The 19,736-nt window shown below is 45.8% G+C and carries 16 protein-coding genes; 1 reads left to right on the top strand and 15 read right to left on the bottom strand.

All coding sequences use genetic code 11. The features are described from left to right. Positions 1 to 16: 16 nt before the first annotated feature. The 3 genes from HYV65_01150 to rsmI all read right to left on the bottom strand — a co-directional run bounded on the left by HYV65_01150 (position 17) and on the right by rsmI (position 3,208). Complete coding sequence (locus HYV65_01150) at positions 17 to 937, bottom strand: TatD family hydrolase (protein MBI2462825.1); 921 nt, start codon at positions 935 to 937, stop codon at positions 17 to 19. A 98-nt stretch (positions 938 to 1,035) separates the two neighbouring features. Beyond that, positions 1,036 to 2,523 (bottom strand): methionine--tRNA ligase, encoded by a 1,488-nt coding sequence (locus tag HYV65_01145; GenBank protein ID MBI2462824.1) that lies wholly within the window; start codon positions 2,521 to 2,523, stop codon positions 1,036 to 1,038. Beyond that, positions 2,516 to 3,208, bottom strand: coding sequence for a 16S rRNA (cytidine(1402)-2'-O)-methyltransferase (gene rsmI / locus HYV65_01140; protein MBI2462823.1), 693 nt, complete (start codon positions 3,206 to 3,208; stop codon positions 2,516 to 2,518). The genes HYV65_01145 and rsmI overlap by 8 nt, the downstream gene beginning before the upstream one ends. 18 nt (positions 3,209 to 3,226) lie before the next feature. Between rsmI and HYV65_01135 the strand changes: the two genes are divergently transcribed. Then, positions 3,227 to 3,700, top strand: coding sequence for a hypothetical protein (locus HYV65_01135; GenBank protein ID MBI2462822.1), 474 nt, complete (start codon positions 3,227 to 3,229; stop codon positions 3,698 to 3,700). A 117-nt stretch (positions 3,701 to 3,817) separates the two neighbouring features. Here HYV65_01135 and HYV65_01130 read toward each other — a convergent pair whose 3' ends face one another. The 12 genes from HYV65_01130 to HYV65_01075 all read right to left on the bottom strand — a co-directional run. Then, entirely contained in the window at positions 3,818 to 4,831 is a 1,014-nt protein-coding gene (locus HYV65_01130) for an AI-2E family transporter (protein MBI2462821.1), read from the bottom strand. A gap of 17 nt (positions 4,832 to 4,848) precedes the next feature. Further along, positions 4,849 to 6,129, bottom strand: coding sequence for an insulinase family protein (locus tag HYV65_01125; protein ID MBI2462820.1), 1,281 nt, complete (start codon positions 6,127 to 6,129; stop codon positions 4,849 to 4,851). A 191-nt stretch (positions 6,130 to 6,320) separates the two neighbouring features. Next, on the bottom strand, positions 6,321 to 7,661 hold the full coding sequence (locus HYV65_01120; GenBank protein MBI2462819.1) for a ribonuclease J: 1,341 nt from the start codon (positions 7,659 to 7,661) through the stop codon (positions 6,321 to 6,323). Between the two features lie 154 nt (positions 7,662 to 7,815). Then, positions 7,816 to 8,013, bottom strand: coding sequence for a hypothetical protein (locus HYV65_01115; GenBank protein ID MBI2462818.1), 198 nt, complete (start codon positions 8,011 to 8,013; stop codon positions 7,816 to 7,818). A gap of 463 nt (positions 8,014 to 8,476) precedes the next feature. Further along, positions 8,477 to 9,883 carry a glycine--tRNA ligase gene (locus HYV65_01110; GenBank protein MBI2462817.1) on the bottom strand — a complete coding sequence of 469 codons (1,407 nt, stop codon included), beginning with the start codon at positions 9,881 to 9,883 and terminating at the stop codon, positions 8,477 to 8,479. 70 nt (positions 9,884 to 9,953) lie between these two features. Next, on the bottom strand, positions 9,954 to 10,256 hold the full coding sequence (locus tag HYV65_01105) for a hypothetical protein (GenBank protein MBI2462816.1): 303 nt from the start codon (positions 10,254 to 10,256) through the stop codon (positions 9,954 to 9,956). Between the two features lie 142 nt (positions 10,257 to 10,398). Continuing rightward, a complete protein-coding gene (locus tag HYV65_01100) occupies positions 10,399 to 12,096 on the bottom strand; it encodes a hypothetical protein (protein ID MBI2462815.1) in 1,698 nt (565 codons plus the stop codon). 152 nt (positions 12,097 to 12,248) lie between these two features. Then, positions 12,249 to 12,779, bottom strand: coding sequence for a DNA repair protein RecO (gene recO / locus HYV65_01095; GenBank protein MBI2462814.1), 531 nt, complete (start codon positions 12,777 to 12,779; stop codon positions 12,249 to 12,251). A gap of 5 nt (positions 12,780 to 12,784) precedes the next feature. Beyond that, complete coding sequence (locus HYV65_01090; GenBank protein ID MBI2462813.1) at positions 12,785 to 16,519, bottom strand: class I tRNA ligase family protein; 3,735 nt, start codon at positions 16,517 to 16,519, stop codon at positions 12,785 to 12,787. Positions 16,520 to 16,620: 101 nt separating this feature from the next. Then, entirely contained in the window at positions 16,621 to 16,971 is a 351-nt protein-coding gene (locus HYV65_01085; protein MBI2462812.1) for a hypothetical protein, read from the bottom strand. A gap of 68 nt (positions 16,972 to 17,039) precedes the next feature. Beyond that, complete coding sequence (locus tag HYV65_01080; GenBank protein ID MBI2462811.1) at positions 17,040 to 18,677, bottom strand: arginine--tRNA ligase; 1,638 nt, start codon at positions 18,675 to 18,677, stop codon at positions 17,040 to 17,042. A 225-nt stretch (positions 18,678 to 18,902) separates the two neighbouring features. Continuing rightward, positions 18,903 to 19,736: hypothetical protein (locus HYV65_01075; protein MBI2462810.1), on the bottom strand; the 834-nt coding region annotated here is incomplete at its 5' end.

Here is a 19,736-nt window from a genome sequence, read left to right as displayed (position 1 = left end):
AGTTTTCTATTACAAATTATATTCTAAATATTGCTCTCGCGTTTCTAGTAGTCTGGCTTGCAACTTCATCAAAAGAGATGCCCTTTAGTTCCGCTACGCGCTCGGCAACATATTTCACATTAATTGGTTCGTTGCGCGCATCGCCTAGTTGAGGCGACGTGAGGCCCTCCTTCGTCCCACCCATACGGGACTTCGGCGGGGCGAGGCCCTCCTTCGTCCAAGACTGCGGAGGGGCAAGGTATGGCGAATCTGTTTCAAGCACAATGCGCTCAAGCGGCGCTTTTTTTATAACCTCGTCAAGCGGAAGCTTAAAGATAATTCCATTTAAGCCGATGTAATATCCCATCTCCATGAAAGTATTAAGTTGCTCTTCGTTGCCGGTGTATGAATGAATTATTCCCGGCGGATTTATCGCGTTCGTAATGCGATGATTTTTTAAAATTTCAATCGTGTCATTGAAAGCTACTCGGCAATGTATGATCACCGGCAAGTTATGGTCAGCCGCAAGATCAAGCTGCGCGATAAGCGTTTCTTTCTGCAAATTCATATAAGCAATACGCCTCCCTGTTGTTTTTGGACGTCGCCAATAGTCCAATCCTACTTCGCCGATTGCCACAACTTTCTTTGATGCAAACAGGGGCTCGTAATTTTCGCGCGCGAAGAGCTCGTGGCGTGTCGGAAATGTAGGTTGCGTGCCTACCTCTGCTTCGTCCACGCGCGTCTCTTCAAGATGAATGGGATGTAAACCAACCGCGGCGTAAACTCCCTCGTCATACGCTTCCGCGTATTTTATAGCCCGCTTTGAGGTGTCAATTTGCGAACCGGGCGCCACGATCCATGTGCCAGCCGCGAGCGCTCTCTTTACCACCTCATGCCCGTCTTCGCGAAAAGCATTAAACTGCACATGGCCATGAGTGTCTATAAGTATTGGACTCATAAAAATACTAATGCGCGGTTGGTTTTTTTGTTTTTGAAATGGCTAGGCTTGGGTCTGGGTTTCAAAAACAAAAAACCAACCGCGCATTACAATGAACATTAATCAATTCTCGGAAAAAGCGCCTCGCCTTTTTTAAGCAAAAACTTCCATTCTTCAATATTCTCTACATCAATGCCAAGCTGACGATCTATCAGGAAGGATGTGCCGGGCATGACAGGCCTAATCATAGAGCTCACCGTAGCGATGATAATACAAAGCTCACCGATTATTTCGCGAAATGTATCGGGATGAGATTCCGATATCTCCCAAAGCTTTGTTGAATCAACTCTTTTGTCAGCGTATTTTAAAAGTATCCATGCCGCCTTCAGCGCGTCATCAAATCTAAACTCTTCCATCGCGCCGTGATACTCACGCCATTGCTCGTCCAGCGCTTGCTCTGTTTCCGGAGGCCTAATCCCCTGCATAGGGCCTTCGATATATTTTGCGCCAAGCGAAACTACACGCGCAACCAAATTGCCTAGCCCCTTTGCCAGATCACCGCTGTAGCGATCAGCGAATTTTTCGTAAGTAAAATCACCGTCACGGGTCGGCGGAATCTCGCGCATCAAATAGTAGCGCGTGGCGTCCGCGCCGTATTTTTTTACAAGTTCAAACGGGTCAACAACATTCCCCAAACTTTTTGACATCTTCTCGCCGCCCATGCTTATAAACCCATGTACAAAAATAGTTTTCGGCAACGGCAAACCGAGTGAAAAGAGTATACCAGGCCAAATGGCAGCATGAAAACGCAAGATGTCTTTACCAATTACATGCACGTCCGCCGGCCAGTATTTGGCAAACATCCTGCGCTCTTCATCTTCATCGCCGTAACCAATAGCAGATATATAATTTACTAGCGCGTCCGCCCATACATAAATTGTTTGGGTATTGTCGCCCGGCACTGGTATGCCCCACTGCAAATCCTTGCGCGGACGAGAAAAGCTAATATCCTCCAGCCCTTCTTCAATTAACCGTAGCATTTCATTTTCGGCTGAATCCGGAACAATGCGCATTTCTTTTTTTTCAATCGCCTGCTTTATCTGCTCGCTATATTTAGAAAGACGGAAGAAAATATTTTCCTCTTGCACTTTCTCCGGCTCTTTTTTGTGCAAACTGCATTTACCATCTACCAAATCTTTTTGTGTGATAAATGCTTCATGGCCAACGCAATACAAACCCTCATATGTTTTTTTGTAGAGATCGCCGTTTTTTTCTAGCTGACGCCAAACTTTTTCCACCGCTGGCCAATGATGCTTCTGGTCTGTGGTTCGTATAAAATAATCATTAGATACTCGCAGTTCTTTCCATAATTCCTGAAATATCTTCACGTTTCCTTCTACGAACTCCTCAACTCCAACACCTTTTGCTTTAGCTGAACGAGCAATTTTGGCGCCATGCTCATCGGTTCCCGTCACAAAAAAAACTTCCTTGCCCTGAAGTCGTTGGTAGCGCGCCGCGACATCCGCCTGCACTTTTTCCAGCGCGTGGCCGATGTGAGGCGAAGAATTAACGTAATCAATTGCCGTCGTGATATAGTATTTAGTCATGTTTATTTGCAGAGATAACAACAACAAACTCACCTTTCAAATGCCCCGGAGTAAGCATATTCTTTACATCTTCTGCCGTACCTCTATATATAGATTCAAATTGTTTTGTCAGCTCGCGACCGACTATAAAATACGGCACAATATCTTTTTCCTCAAACGCACTGACAATTTCATCTAGCGTCTTTAGTATACGATACTTTGATTCGTAGAGTATCACGGGAATATCGCTTGAAGCAACTTTCGCAAAAAATGTTTTGCGACCTTTCTTGTTAGGCGGAAAACCCATAAAAGAAAATTTGTCCATCGAAATACCCGCTACAGATGCAATCGCAGCCACCGCGCTCGCGCCAGGAATGGGAATAATTGCCGCTTCTGACACATTCAAAGAAACCTCTTTAACCAACATATTGCCCGGGTCGCTCAACCCCGGCGTGCCTGCGTCCGACACCAGCGCTAATACCGCTCCCTGCTTGAGGCGAGATATAATCTCCTCTACTTTATTTAAACGAGAGTGCTGATGATAGCTCATCAATGGTTTTGAGATTGCAAAATGATCCATCAATTTTTTAGTCACCCTAGTATCTTCACACAGCACAAGATCAACCTCTTTCAAAACGCGAAGGGCGCGAAGCGTTATGTCCTCAAGATTTCCAATTGGCGTTGCGACGATATATAATACTCCCATAAATCTATATTATCATATATGATACTTGCTCCCCATATACTCGCGGGCACCGCCATAGCGCTGCAAAGCCCCAATCCAGTTGCTGGACTTATTCTTGCAGTAGGCGCTCACTATATCTTAGACAGCATCCCCCATGCCGAATACTCCATATCGCCCCTGCACAAAATCTTTCGCGGTGAGTTTCGCGCGGGTCTACCGACTGCCGCGCGCATTATTATTGATGGTGGCGCAGGCATCGCGGTTGCCGTGGGAATGGCAATGTTTTTCGGATACTCGCCTATTTTAGCATTTGCCGGGGGTGTGGCTGGAGTTTTGCCAGACGGCATGACAGTGCTTTATTTCATCTTTCCAAACTCAACTTATCTTAAAGCGCACAATAATTTTCATCAATTGGCACACTATGATAAAAAAACAAGCCAACTTCCCTATTTGTGGAAAATCGGCTTACAAATTTTAACGGCAGTTTTGGCCATTGCAGCAATAGTTTTTTGAAATGAAAAACTGAAAATGAAAAATGTAAAAGTGTGGCATCCAGCTTGTTCCGCGGGACAAGCTGGATTAGATATGCCGCAACGCGGCACCTAAATTTTTCATTTTTCACTTTAAATTTTATCTTCTTTTTATGTCTGCCAAGACTTCCGCCACTGCCGTGCCGAAAGGAATTGCAAGCAGTGCCCCCCAAAATCCAAGCAGGGTACCACCGGCTAACAGCAACATAATAATAATTACAGGATTAAGACCGATAGCGCGAGAAAGCACCGCCGGCACAATAAAATGCTGCTGCACTTGTTGAATCGCGGTATATACAAGCAGTGCCATTAAGGCTAGCGCTGGAGACTGTATAAGAACAAACAATAGAATAATAATGCCCGCAACTACCGGACCAAGCACCGGAATAACCTCAAGCAAAGAGGCGATAATCACGATAACAAGCGCGTACTTAACTCCCATCGCCCAAAATATCGGGAACAGAGTTACGGTAATAAATAATATTAGAATAAATTGAGCGCCAACCCAACGACTCAATTTTTTTTGTACACGCTGCCATAAATCTGAAATATATTCCTGATGATCTCTTGGCGTTACCGCGAGTAATAACTGCTCTACGCCTTTTTCTTGCAATGCTAAATAAAAAGAAATAACAATAGTAAGGAAGAATGTCAACGCGCCGCCAAAAATTGCCATGGCAAAGGAAAAAATATCCCCTGCTCCAAGGCCAAGCTTTACCTGAATTGCCGTAATCACGTCCGAGCCAGTCGTAAATGCTGGAAATGCCTCAAAACCTATAAAATCGCTGATACTTTGACGCAGTTGTTCAAAACGATGAGGAAAATCAAGCGTCAAATCGCGTGTTTCAAAAAATACGGTTGGAATTACGAAGGAAAATAAAAGAACAAGAATCGCTACCAGAATCAAATAAATGAATGGCACAGAAATGCGACGATATATGCGTCTTTTCTCAAACCATAAAATCATCGGCTCCAAGGCAGAGGCGATAATCACCGCAAAAAATAAACTGGCGAGCGGCTGCCATAAAACCACAATCAAATACGTTAAAACAGCCACGAGCAATATTCGCAGAATCGTACTTGTAGATACGTTTATACTTCGCTCTTCGACCATACTATTTTGTTAATTTATTAAAACGAAATTATTTTAGTTAGCTTCTCTTTATCACTATGGTCGTGCGGTCCAAGTACCACTAGATTTATTTTATCTTCCGTAAAAATATCTTTTGCCACCTGCTGTACTTCTGATGCCTTAACCTTATCAATGAAATCCATTTCTTCTTCTGGGTCGCGTATTTCGTTTTCCAGCAACTCTTGCCCTGCAAGAAACGAAGCAATATCATCAGTCTCTTCAAGGCCGATGAGCATCCTACCGCGCAATGAACTCTTTGCTTTTTTTAATTCCGCCGCAGTTACCCCTTTATTCTTTATATCACGATATTCTTTCATAATCGCTTTTATCGCGAGCTCAAGCCGAGCGCTATCAACTCCAGCCGCGGTGTTCATATATCCCGTGTCGGTTGTCATCTCTGATTGAGTGCGTATGTAATAGACAAGCCCCTTATCCTCACGAACAGAAAGGAAAAGACGCGAGCTCATACCGCCCCCCAAAATAGTAGAGAGAACAGAGAGCGCATATTTGCGAGTATCGGAAAGCGGAAATGTTCGAACCCCGAGCAGGATGTGCGATTGACCGGTTTTACTTGATGCCAAATATACTTGCGCCCCGTGCTGATTTTCCACCACGGGTTGCTTGTCTTGCGCTATTCCCTTACGCATTGCGGCAAAACGCTTTTTAATTTCATCGTGTATTTTTTCTTGCGGAAAATTACCGGCGATGCAAACAACCATACTTTCGCTGCGATATTGTTTCTCAAAATACGAAACGAGATCGTTTCTAGTAATTTTTTTCACACCATCTCGCGTACCTGCTACAGGCCGACCAGCTGGCTGATCGCCATACAAAAGCTCCTCCCAGTATTCGTGCACTTGGCGCATTGGCGTATCTGCGATCATATTAATTTCTTCAATGATAACATTTTTTTCCCGCGCCATTTCGTTTTGTGGAAACATGGAGTTGAGTAAAATATCAGACACAACATCAAGCGCAAGAGACGTGTGCGTGCGCTCAACTTTCACATAATAACCGGTTGATTCGTCTGATGTAAACGCATTAAACTCCGCGCCAACGCCATCAAGCAATTCCGCTATTTGCCTCTTGTCCGGACGCTTTTTGGTACCCTTAAAAAACATATGCTCCAGGTAATGTGAAATGCCATTGATGCGCTTTGTTTCGTATTTTGAACCAGTCTTAAAAAGAACAAGAACTGAAACCGCCCGTGTATGTGTTAACGGCGCAAAAATAACACGCACGCCGTTTGGAAGTGTGGATTTGGTGAATGGAATAAGCATGTATAAAAAATTAAAATTTAAAAGTCAAAAGTCAAAATTACAGCACCACGGCGTTAACTTTTAATTTTTGACTTTTAATTTTTAATTTATCCCATATTCTGGCTTCATTGTAACAGAAAAAACTAAAAACAAAAGCCCCATTCCGCGGTTGCGGAGGTGGAGCTTTGCCGTGTTAACGACATTGTATAGAATTAAATTTCAACCTCTTGGCGCTCCGAGGCAAGGACGGTCGTCGTTCCGTGCGGGGCAAGGCTCTGCATCAACGCCCGCCTCTGCGCGTCGCCGTGCACCGGAATAAGCAGCCGAGGCCGCACTACCTTGAGCACTGCCGCGCTATCATCTCGCATGCCGTGTCCAGACACGTGATACATTCCGCGAATTGCATTTTCCGGCTCTTCGTCTGTCACCACATCCCGTGCCAGATAAATTGTTTGAACAATTTTAGAAAGCTCTCCTATCATTTTCGGCACACGTGCCAAAATATCTTCTTTGGGAATCGTGCTCGCCGCGATAATCACGACGTCACGCTCTTTGTTCCAAGCCATGCCATATATCTCGCCCGCAAGCATCCTTGGCAAAAAGCTGTGCGGCTCGGCCTGAACTCCCGTGCACAGAATAACAGCGTTGGATGGCAACAAAGGATAATAGTCATCATTGATATCGCGACGAAAGAAATGCACCCCTTGCAGCTGCGCGATATAAGAATAGTTAATCAAGCTTCTGCCTGCCAAAAACACTGGACGATTTGCCCTGCGCGCCGCTTCAACAATCGCTGTAATTCTATGCATATGAGACGAGAATGTCGCAATCAGCACGCGAGCATTGTTGTGTCTGTTTATAGTCTCAATAATTGCCGATGTGGCTACCTCTTCGGATAACGTGGCGCCATCCTCATCGGCATTGGTTGAGTCCAGCAAAAGAGCATCTACCCCGTCGACCCCGTACCGCTCCATTTTATCCATAAAAACAGCTTCGGAATCGCCAGGGCCTCTGCGCTTCCAGTCTCCCAGGTACAAAATATTTTTACCGGCAACAGAAACATGAATCCCCATTGCGCCGGGAATACTGTGGTTAACCGGAAACATCTGGGCAGAAAACAAACCCTTTCTAACAACGGTTCCCGTCTGCAGAGTAACGAACTTCCAGAGGGGCGATTGGGGTTCGTCGTACTTATAAACGATCTTGCGTAGAACCCCTAGAGTAAACGCGCTGCCATATACGCGAAAATCATCTGAACAAAGCGAGCTGTAATTCTCCAAAAACCATTTCACACCGCCGACGTGATCAATATGGCCATGCGATATGAAAATGGCACGTACGCGAATGCCCTGCTTTATTAAATCATCAAAGTTAGGAAAGTATTCTGGCCCCAAATTGTCTCTATCGCTTTCACCTGAGGGAATCTTTTGACCGCAATCCAGCAGAATTGCTTCCTTAATACCATCGTGTTCGAACACTATTGCATAACAATTACGTTCGCCGACATTCTGTAGTCCGCCTCTTGGATCAATATAGACCCTTGATCCTGCCACAATGTCCTCCTTGCCCAATATATGCCGATTTTGCTATACGCGAAATCCGCCTTTCGATGCCTTTGTTAAAGAATATTATACTTTACAATATTATTGATTTTTTGACAATCTCTTGACAAATATTGATAAAGAGATATAATAGCACACAATCGTTTTAGTCGTTTATATCGGCCGCGCGGAAAGGCGTGGCGAGAAAGGAGTCTGGCGTGAAGCGGTTTTTTAAAAAATTTTTCTCGGTGGCGGCCACCTTGGTGGCCGTGCTGGCGGTGATTTTCGCCAGCACGGCGTACGGCACGTACGCCGCTGGGGGTTCGGTGCTCCACTCCGAAAGGGTGGGGCCAGTGGCAATCATCGTCTCCCCGGCCCTTGGCCTCTTGGTCAAGGGCAACATGGGAAAAGCCAGGTCCGAGGTAGTGCCTGGCGAAATTATCGCGACGGGGGTGTACTTCGTCGTGAATACCACAAATAGCGCTCAAACGTTCTCAATAACGCTTGAGCACCCGGGCGGCTTCGCCATGATTGTGGCGCAGGGCGCTACAATTGCGGCGGAAATGCCCGCCCCCCTACCCATCCCGCCGGAACCATGGCCTACTCAGGTAGGGCCCATGGTTGTTCCGGCAAAGTCTGAGCTGTACGTCGTCGTACAGCTCATGGCTGCGCGCAACGCCGCGGCGCAGCCGCCCACGATGCTCACGTTGAGCTTCGTGGAAAGCTCGTTGCCCCAAATCCCCTCGCCGAGGGGGTAGAGGGCAAAACACAAGCCCCGCCGGTTATAACTGGCGGGGCGTTTCTTTTTTATAAAACTATCCTTATAGTTATACTAGCTTACTTGCAATATAGCTGACAAGTTCTTCGAACTTAATCCTTTTTTGCTCCATTGTATCACGATCGCGAACGGTTACCGCATTATCCTGCAATGTATCAAAATCAATTGTCACGCATAGCGGCGTGCCGATTTCATCCTGCCTGCGATATCTCCTGCCCACCGCGCCCGACTCGTCATACTGCGCTGGAAATTGTGCTAGCACAATTTCAAATACTTCGCGAGCTTTTTTGACTATTTCTTCTTTATTTTTTACTAGCGGAAACACGGCTACTTTCACCGGCGCCATCCAATAAGGGAACTTCATTACAACGCGGGTTTCGGTCTCACCTTTTTCGGAAGTCGGAGCTCCCGCCTCCGCTTGCAGCTTCGGCGTGGCGATGTCATCTTCATGGTACGCCTCAAGCATTGCGACTAGCACCGAGCGATCTACTCCCCAAGTAGGTTCAATAACATGCGGAAGAAACCTTTCATTCGTTTCAGTGTCTGTATATCTTAAATCTTGCCCGCTTGCTTCCATGTGATTTTTTAAATCAAAGTCTCCTCTATATGCCAGTCCGTACAATTCCTTCTGCCCAAAAGGATACTCGTACTCAACATCCACAGTTCTCTTTGAATAATGAGCGCGCTCTCCGTCTGGGATATCGACGTAGTGAAGCTTGCTATCTGACACCCCTAAGTCTTTCAGCCACCTTTTCATTTCTCCCAACCAATGTTCAAAATATTTTTCCCATTCTGATTCCTTCACAAAGTATTCAATTTCCATCTGCTCAAACTCCCTCATTCTGAATATGAAATTTCCTGGAGTAATCTCATTACGAAATGCTTTTCCTTGTTGAGCTATACCAAAAGGAAGCTTAATACGATTGGTGTCAAGAATATTTTTAAAATTTACGAACATGGCCTGGGCTGTCTCTGGACGAAAATAAACAATATTGGCTTGTTCCTCGGCAGGGCCTAAATACGTCTTCAACATTAAATTAAAATCTTTTTTTTCTGTAAAATCTTGTTTTATTAATTCATAAGTCGTAACGACACCGAGGTGTGTTTCCTGATGTTTTAAAATTTCTTCATTGGGAAATGCGTCGGCGCGAAATCTTTTATGGCATCTTTTGCATTCAACCAGGGGATCTGAAAAATTTTTAAGGTGACCGCTTGCCTCCCAAACTTTTGGATTCATTAAAAGTGCGGCATCAATGCCAACCACATCTGCTCTGTGTTGTACAAAGCGCTTCCACCACTCCTGCTTAATATTATTCTTTAGCTCCACGCCAAGAGGCCCGTAATCCCATGAATTTGCGAGGCCGCCGTAAATGTCAGAGCCGGGAAACACAAAACCACGGCGCTTTGCGAGAGACAACACTTTTTCTAGTAGATCATTTTTTTTATCTGTTTTCATGTATTTATCGTAGAAGAAATTAGGTGAAAAGAAAAGTGGTCCGCCTTGGGCGGATCACTACTTCAAAGAACTAGGAAACAGTGAACCTGTTGGGATCGTTATCTTGCGACACGCACTTCTTACACCACAGACCCTCGCGCGCCCCGTTAGAGATCCGCCCTCCTTCGGAGTGGCGGCAGTCACCTTGGGGCGGCTTATCTCTAACGGGGCGGACAACAGGAAATTCGCAGCAATTATCGCACCAAGCAACTTCGCTTTCCGGAAAACAATTTATACCTTTGCAGCTTGGGCATCTGCGCTCCATAGATTCTTCATCCCTAATAAAATGGACGCGATCTTCCTTGTAGCCGCAGTCAATGCAATACATAAGCATTCTATATGCCTCCTTTTCGTCCACCTATATTAGTATATAACTTTTACGCTATTGCTCAACTAATCTAATTGTTAACCTTCCGCGTCTTTCTGCGTTTAGTCTGCGTTGTTCCGCGAGTGCCGTTTTTTCATCAAAAACGGCACTACTGCACCATCCCTCCTCCCGCGTTTGCCTGGTCATCGGGCAGTGTTGTATCAAGAGAATTCGCAGTCACCTCTATATTTTTTTGCGTAAATGAGTCCGTGCCGATTGCCCTGATGCCATGCATTAATATTGCCGCGTGCCCCACTTCGTCGCTCGTCGGTACTAAGCTAATCTGAAAACGCACTTGCGCTACGGGAAAAATACTTCCAGTACCCGCAGAAACTGTTCCTACGTCCCAGGTAACTGTATGCGTATCCGGGTTATAAACCAATCTCGAATCAGATGGATCGACAACATTTTTCCAGCTTACCTGTTGCGGAAGAATTGCCTGCACTTGAGTTGAAGAAATATCATTAGTGGTATTCTTTATTTGCCAAACTATAGTATAAGTTGTCTCTTGCCCTACGACAGGAGGTATGGGGCCAGTGTTTACCATGTTGCTTAATCGGCGAAATGCTTGCGCGCTTACAGACATTACGGACGCTACGCGCATCATCGTAATTTTCTCGTCTTCAAACGCAACGCCGCCGAGTGCCAACGATTGTTGGGGTGATGAAATACGAGCTCGGCTTGAGATAGCATAGTTTATATCTTTAGCATTTGCTGGTTGCAATCCTTCTTTTATATAAATACTAAAACTTACACGCCCTTTTTCGCCTGAGCCAAGCGTCTGAAGCGTGGGTAAATTCGTCTTGTTCCAAATTACAGTGTGCGTGCGAGCATCAAACACTCCATCGGTTGATGAAAGGCGCGTATAATCAAATGCCATACCACTTAAAAATACCTCGATGGTTGTGTTGTTGATCGGGGTATCGCTTGCGTTCTGATAATTAAGGGTAACTGTAATCTGATCGCCTGGATACACAATACCATCCGCTGCTCCCTGTACTTGTTGCTCAATGCGAAGAGGACCCGTGCTTAACCCGACCGTCGCGTCAATATCAGTGAGTGCTACGAATTCACTATTCTTGACAGATCCCACGCTCACGCGGAAAAGTTTTTCTTCTCCTTCCGTGCCGCGCACTATGCCGCGAAAACGAAATGAATACTCTTTGCCCTTCACGATATTTTTAATTTGCCAGCGCATGCTGTTATCAACAGCAGGGCTCGTTTCCTCAACAAAAAAATCGTCTGGCGGCGCAAATTGCAGCCACAGAGTATCAAAAGCCAGCTGGTCGGTGGGAATAATATAAAGAGTACCCTCAATTTCCTGCCCGGGTACCGCGCTTGTGGAAATATCAAATACAGACGTTATTCCAAAGGCGGAAGGTTCTATCTTAACCTCGAAATTTGAAACAAATCTTCCGGTAAATCCTTTTGGCGCGTAATCAAGGCGCGCGCGCAATGGTCCTTGCCCTCCTTGAATTTGCGCAACTACTACAAAATCTTGTGTCAGCTTTTTGCCTGCTTCAACCTTATCCCAACGAAATACTCCAAACCGTTTGCCATCGGCTGTTTGCAAAGAATATGGAAGATCAATAGTAAGCTGTGCTGATGAGAGATCAATGTTAGTTTGATTATCAATGCCAATATGCAATGTTATTTCTTTTCCTGCTGAAATTTGATCCACGCCTTCTATGACAATATGCACGTCTTGCGAAGAAAAAGTTGAACGTTGCAGCCATGCAAAAACGGCAATGCTTAAACTGCCTAAAACCACAAAAAGCGCCGCCTGCCACCAACGAATGTTTTTCACAAAAGACATACTTAAAATATAAAAACTGAAAATGTAAAATGAAAAACCAAAATGTAAAATCAAAAATTACTTCCTGCGACCAAGACAACGAATACAGATGAAACTCATTTTAAATTTTTCTTTGTAGTTTTTCATTTTTCGTTTTCAATTTTTTATCTATTAAAAAACGGATTCTTTCCCCATTGTTCAACAAATATACTTGCTAAAGATTCGCGCGTATGGCTTGCAATGGGTTGCCGATCCGCAACCCCCAGAATCTCCAAAAGCTGCCACAACCATTGCTCGTAGACACTCTCTGCCGCGGTGCCGGTATATTCTTTTGTTTGTACAACCACCCCGAGCAGCATGTTCCATAGTCCTTCGTCCTGCTGCTCTTCATACAGCAGCCAGTCGCACAAGTCCAGCATCGCTAAGGAATAAGGAGTAAGAGGATGTGCTGATGAGTTTCCACCTCCATCATACAACGTATCTATGCTTGTGAGTACGGGATAATTCTTCCCTTCCACAAACCCACAATCAAGAATGGCAACGCCGTGCAAGAAAGGACCAAGTTTGGAGAGGGGCTTTTTTGTACCGCGCGCCACAATCGTACGCCTACCAAACTCTTTGGTAAAAAAAGAGCAGAGCTCGTCTCTTTCTTTGTATGGGCGTATGGAAAGCGCGATGGCTTTAGTGCGAAGCATACAAGCTATGCTTTCCTAATTCCAACCCATACTTCCCCACCTTCCATTGAGAAAGTTGATTCTGCGTCAACTTTTTGCGTTTCCTGTACTTCGCTAACTTGGCGCGCTGAAGTATCACGAGATATTGTTTCATTCCACGCCGCAAATGCGCCGCGCTGCGTTAACGGAAGCATATACACTACAGAAATTTTTTCTTGCGGTGTAAGTTTAATATCTTTTCTCATATCTTGAATATGGCGGTTCATTTCTTTTACAAGACCTTCAATTACAAGCGCTGGTGTAAGATTTGTATCAAGCCCAACCGAAGCGCCGTTTACTTCGCCCCAATACCAGCCCGCTTCTTCCTTTTTCTCGCTCCCCGTAAAAGACGTAGCGTCTAGCGGGGCAAGCACCACAAGCTCTTTAACATTCAGTTCATCTTTCAAAACTTCTGAATATCCACCTGCAAGTTTGGCTAAAATTGCAAATGATTGTAACGGCTGGCGCACGCGCATACCTGCTTCGGTGCGCAAACGTAGCCCTTCCTTTACGAGCGCTCGCACTGTTTGCATTGTTTCAATTACCTTGGCATCAGCGGCTTGTACTTTTCCTGTAATAGGAAAATCTTGCCAGTGCACGCTGTCCGCTTTTTTGCCCGTTTTTAATTCCTGAAAAAGCGCTTCCGACAAAAACGGCGTGAACGGCGCGCTTAGTAAAGCCACCTGCTCCAAAACGACTCTTAACGTCGCAACGGCTTCATCTTTCTCCATCGCTGTTTGCGGTTTTTGGAAACGGCGACGTGAACGGCGTACATACCAGTTTGAAACATCTTCCATCGCAAATGCTTCCAGAGCCCTCGCCGCTTCAGGAACAGCGTAATTATCTAAACTTTTTTGAACAAATGATGTAGTTTCCTCAAGACGTGCGAGTATCCATTTATCAAGAATTGACGAAGAAGGGTTCGTAGTTATTTTTAGCTTTTGACTTTTAACTTTTAACTTTTTATCTGTGTACGTCTGAAAAAACACCAGTGTATTCCACAATGTGCTGATAAACTTGTTGTATCGCTCATGCACGTCTTTTTCGTCAAAGCGCTTTACATCTCCGGGATCATTTACCGTATACATATACCAGCGCAAAGCATCCGCGCCGTATTTATCCATCACAGCCCAAGGGTCAACGGTATTGCCGCGGGACTTGGACATCTTCTGTCCATTTTTATCAAGTATATGCGAAAGGGAAATCACATTTTTATACGGCGCTTCATAGCCCAAAATTGTTGACACCGCGAGTAGCGTGTAGAACCATCCGCGAGTTTGGTCTACCGCTTCGCATATATAATCTGCGGGGTACGCTAACCCCGCCGCAGACACATACGGAAACGTTTCTGCGACCTTCCGCGTTAAGTCTGCGTGTGTCTGCGGCGCAGTACCATTTTCAAAAGGAAAATGGTACTGCGCAAATGGCATTGACCCTGAATCAAACCACACGTCTACCAAATCTTTCACGCGGCGCATGGTGTTGCCTGAAGCATTACAGGAATTACAATGGAATTCTACAGCATCAACATACGGACGATGAAAATCAAGCTCGCCTTTTTTGTTGTACGGAAAATATGCCACATGTAGCGGCTGTAATGTACCAACTTGCGGGTATCTGAAAATTCTGCCTTTATCTTTTACTCCCACGATTTCTTCCTGCGTTAAACCGCTCATCATACCCTCAAGAATCCACAACGGATCACCGTGGCTGACAATTAGAATCCTCTTGCCCTTATATTTTTTATCAATCGCTTCAATTGCGCCGCGCATGCGCTTTTGCAATTGCACCAGCGTCTCCCCTTTGCGAGGAGCTGTGGTAAACCTTGTTGCTGAAGGATATGCCGCGTGAAATTCTTTTTCCGTGTGGCCCTCCATGTCACCCGTTTGCACTTCCATGACGCGCTTGTCGTAAATCACTTTCGCGCCAAGCTCGCGCGCCACAATCTCCGCGGTTTCTTTAGTACGCGCGAAGGGCGAAGATATAATAATATCAACTCCTCCTTTCTTTTTTAGCTCTCGCGCGGCTTTCATGGCTTCCTTCTCTCCTTTTTCCGTAAGGTGTACCGCGCGCGGCTCTGGAAAAATAGAAGATATTACTTTTTCTTTATTGCGATCAGAAAATCCGTGGCGCAACACAAAATATGTGTTTGTTGAAAATGTTTGTTTTCTTAAATCATCGCGCGAACCGATAACTTCATTATCTCCACACTGGCTGCAATGCCACACCGGCAAAGGTGTGCCCCAGTAGCGTGAGCGCGAAAACGCCCAGTCTTTTACTTCGCGCAGCCACTCGCCAAATCGCCCCTCCTTAATTGATTCCGGCACCCAATTTATCTTTTTGTTGTTTGTGATAAGGGCATTACGCACTTTGCTCATCGCGATAAACCACGAACTCATAGCGTAATATAACAGCGGTGTCTTGCATCTCCAACAAAACGGATAGCTATGCGTGTAGGGCATTACTTTGTACAAAAGATTGCGCAAACGCAAATCTTCGGTAATCTCCCTCTCTACGTCTTTCACAAATCTTCCCTGCCATTGCGGCACCCTATCGTTAAACGTGCCATCTTCATTTACCGTGTGCACTTTAGGCAAACCAAGCTTATCTCCCAACTGATAGTCATCTTCGCCGTACATCACCGCGGTGTGCACAATACCGGTGCCGTCTTCGGTTGTCACAAAATTAGCCGTAACAACGTAATATTTTTTTTCTTTTACATCTTTAAAGGAATGAAAAAGCGGCTCGTATTCAATGCCCGCAAGATCTTTGCCTCGTATTTCTTTTACAATCGTATACTCGCCTTCCAGTATCTCTAAACGATTTTTCGCAAGAATAAGCGTTTCGTCTTTTTGCTGTACTACGACATAGACAATCTCTGCTCCCACCGCCAATGCCACGTTGCCCGGGAGTGTCCATGGAGTCGTCGTCCATGCCAAGAAAAAAATATGGTTGTCATCTCGAGCGTGGCGCGAGAGATCTCTCGTCGCTGCTGCGCCTCGAGATGACAACTCTTTTCCTGAATTTATTGAAGATTTTGAAATTTTAAACTTCGCATACACAGAGTTTTCGGTGACATCCTGATAGCCCTGCGCCACTTCGTGCGAAGACAGAGACGTGCCGCAACGCGGGCACAGCGGCACAACTTTATGCCCCTGATACAATAATTTTTTATCCCACGCTTGCTTGATAATCCACCACAAACTTTCCATGTACATCGGATTATAGGTAATGTACGGATTTTTTAAATCAACCCAGTAGCCCATGCGTTCGGTCAACTTCTCCCATTCCTGTTGATATTTCCATACCGACTGGCGGCACTGCTCGTTGAAATTGCCAATGCCGTAAGTTTCAATATCTTTTTTATTTTTTAACCCAAGCGCTTTTTCCACCTCAATTTCAACCGGCAAGCCGTGAGTGTCCCAGCCGCCTTTGCGCTCCACGCGAAAACCGCGCATTGTTTTGTAGCGGCAGATAACATCTTTGTAAGCGCGCGCTAAAACATGATGAATCCCCGGCCGGCCATTAGCCGTCGGCGGACCTTCGTAGAACACAAAACTATTAGACTTTGGCTTGCCCTTCGTAACCTTCCCGACCTTCGTAGCTGAAGCTACTTCGGCAGAGCGGGCGGCGAAGAAGGGCCGCTTAGAAACGCTTTTTTCAAAAGCCCCAATTTCCCGCCAAAGCCGCAAAATTTGTTCTTCCTGCTTTGAAATATCCATAGTTGCTATGATACCAAAATTCGCGTTTTGAGCAACCTAAAATAATTTTGATAATAAAAGCCCCCCGACATAATGCATTGCGCAAGTCGGAGGGTTACGAGCTAAGCTGGCTCAACGCTTATCACAAACAAAGAACCAAAAATTATACCTCGCCCGCGGCATACACGCACCCGCGCCCCTTCATGATAATTCCGATGGCTTAAAAAATTTACGTGCTCGCCACCGCCATCTAGTTTAATAGAAATAGCGTAGCGATCCGCATAGGCAAAATCTGAATATACGCCGTCAAATGAGCTAATTATAAGAGGATCACTCGTCCCCCTAATAAGACTTCCCTTCCCCTCCACCACTCCATAGTCCACGACCTTATGTGCCATAACATACTCAAGCAAAAAAACCACAAGCCCGCCAACAAGAACCGAGATAACCACGAAGCCAACAAGTGGTCCCATGATGATACCTCCCTCCACCGAGGAACGGGTGGCACGCTACCGCCCATAAATAAACTATACCACAAATATTACATTTTTGGAGGCGCGCTGATACCAAGTAGTTTCAAACAATTTCGCAAAACCATTCCCGTTGCGGTGGTGATAGCTAAGCGCGCCTGGCGTAATGAGCCATCGTTAGTCAGCACTTTATAATCGCGATAAAATTGGTTGAACTCCTGCGCAAGTTCCAGCGCGTATGTTGTTAGGTGATGTACTTGATAATCGCGCGCAATGTCCTCAATGAGTTCTTGAAAACGCAAAAGCTTTTTTATCAGCGCAAGCTCGCCGTCCCCCACGATTACATCGGTGGGGATATTTTTTTTAGATAGCCGCGCGGCGCGATTTGGCGCCGCGCCAAATCGCGCCGCCGAGCCCTGCGCTTTTTTCAAAATGCTTGAAATGCGCGCGTGGCTGTATTGTATATAGTAAACGGGATTTTTTTTCGTCTGCGATTTCGCAAGGTCAATATCAAACTCCATCTGCGCGTCCATGGAACGCGTCAGGTAAAAAAATCTTGTCGCATCAATGCCGACTTCTTTTACAAGCTCCGCGAGCGAGATAGCGTTGCCCGCGCGCTTAGAAAACTTACCGCCGCCTTTGGCTTGCACCAGCTGGCCAATGATGACATTAAAAATTCCTTTGTATCCCAATATTTCCATGGCCACTTGCATCGGCTTTACATGCCCCTGATGGTCAGCGCCGAGTACATCAATAATGGTTGTGTACCCGCGTTTAATTTTATCGCCGTGATACGCGATATCAGCCAAATAATATCCAAATTCGCCAGTGCTTCTCACAAGCACCTTGTCTTCGTCATCGCCGAATGAAGTTGTGCGCAGCCACGTGGCGCCGTCTTTTTCATAAACTAAACCCTTGCGTTTTAATAACGCTAGAGTTTTTTTGAGCAGTCCACGGCCGTACAAGCTCTGCTCTGAAAACCATACATCAAAACGAACACCGGCGCGCTTGCCCAAAAATTGTTTATTGTCTTTGTTTACTTCTGTTGCGAGCAAAAACCCGGCCTCGCCAGCATTTTTACAACGCTTGAGTTTTGTTTTTAGTTTGGCGATTTTTTCTTCAACGTACGGTGTGAGATATTTTTCACCCTGCCCCAGCGCCGTTTTCCCAAACTCCTGAATCTGGTTGCTCGTCTTTGAGTTATTAATATAATACTCTTTCGTCACGCTGTAGCCGGCGTATTTTAAAATATTACCAAGCACGTCGCCGTAAAAAGCCAGGCGCGCGTTGCCAACTTGCACCTGCCCCGTTGGGTTAGCAGACAAAAACTCCAAATTCAATTTTTTCTTTTTACCTATCTCCGACGAGCCAAAATTGCGGCTAGCCAAAATTGACAGAAGCGACTTGCGCGCGAACTCCGGCGTTAGAAAAAAATTCAAAAATCCCGCCCCCGCGATTTCCACGCGCGCGATGTCCGCGATTCCCTTCTGCTCGTCAATTTCCTTTTTTATAATTTCCGCGATCTGCCGCGGCGGAACATGCGCCGCCCCCGCTATCTCAAGCGCGATCGGCGTTGTATAATCGCCGTGCTCTTTTTCTGCAGGCACTCTAATAATAACTCTAGCCTCAAAGACAGGTAGAGCTTCTTTCTTCTGCGCGCTTTTAATGGCGGCTTCAATAATTTTTACTATTTGTTCGCGTGGTGACATATTTTGAATGTATCAATATTTTACACTTCGCGCAATAAAAAATCCCGCCACGCAGCTGCGTGGCGGGATGCATTGTTTATCTATGCTCGGGCCCAATGAGCTTGGTAATACGCGTCGAATACACCGAAATAACAGCTAAGCCGGATATACCTGAGATGGTTTGAAGAATACTAGAATGTTAGAAGCCAGGCTTCTAACCCCTGCCCATCGGAGGTCTAACAATCATTAGCTTCCGGCTGGAAGCTCTTCTACGAGAAAATAACGAAGAGTTGCTGTGTCGTCATCCCCTCCTGCGCCAAAATTACCATCAAGACATTGGACTGCTATTGTTATCGCAGAAGAGGTATCAATCGAAGAAGTGAATATTGCAGAAGAAATAGCTGTATTCGCACCTGCACCTAAACCTTGCACACTATTATTTAATGATGTGCCAAAAATTATTTGAGAACTAGCGGAGTCTTGATTATGTAATGCAAGATTAAACGGAATATAACCTGCGCCACCTGAACCAATAGAACCATTAGTTAATATATCTGTTCCACCAAAATCGATTTTCATAGATATAGTATCTGCGGATCCAACAGTGCTTTTTTGAGCAATTGCATATATTCTCAATCCTTTATTAGTAGATAATGTATTCGCCGGCAACGTATACGTCCCTCCCGTCAAATTCGTATCCGTTGTCGCGCAAGTCGTCGCCGCCTGTGCCGCGCTCACCCGGTGAAGGATCGTCGTCCCTCCTCCCGCCGCCGCTTGGAACGTGGGAGCCGCTCCCGCGCCGTTGGAGGTAAGAACTTGGGCGGCTGTTCCTGCGGCGACTGTTGTGGCAACGCCCGAAGCGTCCCAGGTGATAAGTTCACCGTCTGTGCCGTTTGCTAAAGCTGAAACAGGAATGCCCGTTACATTCGTCATCACTCCTGAAGCTGGAGTGCCTAGGACAGGAGCTACCAAGGTTGGCGAGGTGGCAAATACCAGAGAGCCAGAGCCTGTTTCGTCAGAGACAACTCCTTTAAGCTCAAGGGATGTGGTGGCGGCAAAGGCAGAGAGCTTGTGGAGGGT

The organism is Candidatus Spechtbacteria bacterium (assembly GCA_016188605.1).
Lineage (GTDB): Bacteria > Patescibacteriota > Minisyncoccia > Spechtbacterales > JACPHP01 > JACPHP01.
This window is presented reverse-complemented; position numbering and strand designations above follow the sequence as displayed.

Coding starts and splice junctions, on each gene's coding strand:
- HYV65_01085 (MBI2462812.1), bottom strand. CDS start 16,971: ATGGGACCACTTGTTGGCTTCGTGGTTATCTCGGTTCTTGTTGGCGGG.
- HYV65_01130 (MBI2462821.1), bottom strand. CDS start 4,831: ATGGTCGAAGAGCGAAGTATAAACGTATCTACAAGTACGATTCTGCGA.
- HYV65_01115 (MBI2462818.1), bottom strand. CDS start 8,013: ATGATTGCCACTGGCCCCACCCTTTCGGAGTGGAGCACCGAACCCCCA.
- rsmI (MBI2462823.1), bottom strand. CDS start 3,208: ATGGGAGTATTATATATCGTCGCAACGCCAATTGGAAATCTTGAGGAC.
- HYV65_01110 (MBI2462817.1), bottom strand. CDS start 9,883: ATGAAAACAGATAAAAAAAATGATCTACTAGAAAAAGTGTTGTCTCTC.
- HYV65_01080 (MBI2462811.1), bottom strand. CDS start 18,677: ATGTCACCACGCGAACAAATAGTAAAAATTATTGAAGCCGCCATTAAA.
- HYV65_01105 (MBI2462816.1), bottom strand. CDS start 10,256: ATGCTTATGTATTGCATTGACTGCGGCTACAAGGAAGATCGCGTCCAT.
- HYV65_01145 (MBI2462824.1), bottom strand. CDS start 2,523: ATGACTAAATACTATATCACGACGGCAATTGATTACGTTAATTCTTCG.
- HYV65_01135 (MBI2462822.1), top strand. CDS start 3,227: ATGATACTTGCTCCCCATATACTCGCGGGCACCGCCATAGCGCTGCAA.
- HYV65_01125 (MBI2462820.1), bottom strand. CDS start 6,129: ATGCTTATTCCATTCACCAAATCCACACTTCCAAACGGCGTGCGTGTT.
- recO (MBI2462814.1), bottom strand. CDS start 12,779: ATGCTTCGCACTAAAGCCATCGCGCTTTCCATACGCCCATACAAAGAA.
- HYV65_01090 (MBI2462813.1), bottom strand. CDS start 16,519: ATGGATATTTCAAAGCAGGAAGAACAAATTTTGCGGCTTTGGCGGGAA.
- HYV65_01150 (MBI2462825.1), bottom strand. CDS start 937: ATGAGTCCAATACTTATAGACACTCATGGCCATGTGCAGTTTAATGCT.